The organism is Neisseria sp. P0009.S008, from assembly GCF_051958615.1.
Classification (GTDB): Bacteria; Pseudomonadota; Gammaproteobacteria; order Burkholderiales; family Neisseriaceae; genus Neisseria; species Neisseria subflava.
This window is the reverse complement of sequence record NZ_JBQCVG010000033.1, coordinates 1-455: the sequence shown is the minus strand read 5'-3', so window position 1 is coordinate 455 and position 455 is coordinate 1. Positions and strand designations below refer to the sequence as shown.

The 455-nt window shown below is 55.8% G+C and carries 1 rRNA gene; it reads left to right on the top strand.

The features are described 5' to 3' along the window. Positions 1-455, top strand: a 16S ribosomal RNA gene (locus ACTHSQ_RS11125); the annotation flags it as partial.

The following is a 455-nucleotide window of genomic DNA, read 5'->3' as shown; positions in this document are numbered from 1 at the left end:
CCTACGGGCGGCTGCAGTAAGGAATATTGCGCAATGGGCGACAGCCTGACGCAGCGACGCCGCGTGGGGGATGAAGGTCTTCGGATTGTAAACCCCTTTCGGGAGGGAAGATGGAGTGGGTAACCACTTGGACGGTACCTCCAGAAGCAGCCACGGCTAACTTCGTGCCAGCAGCCGCGGTAATACGAAGGGGGCTAGCGTTGTTCGGAATTACTGGGCGTAAAGCGCACGTAGGCGGACCGGAAAGTCAGAGGTGAAATCCCAGGGCTCAACCTTGGAACTGCCTTTGAAACTGTTTGTCTTGAGGTCGAGAGAGGTGAGTGGAATTCCGAGTGTAGAGGTGAAATTCGTAGATATTCGGAGGAACACCAGTGGCGAAGGCGGCTCACTGGCTCGATACTGACGCTGAGGTGCGAAAGCGTGGGGAGCAAACAGGATTAGATACCCTTGTAGTC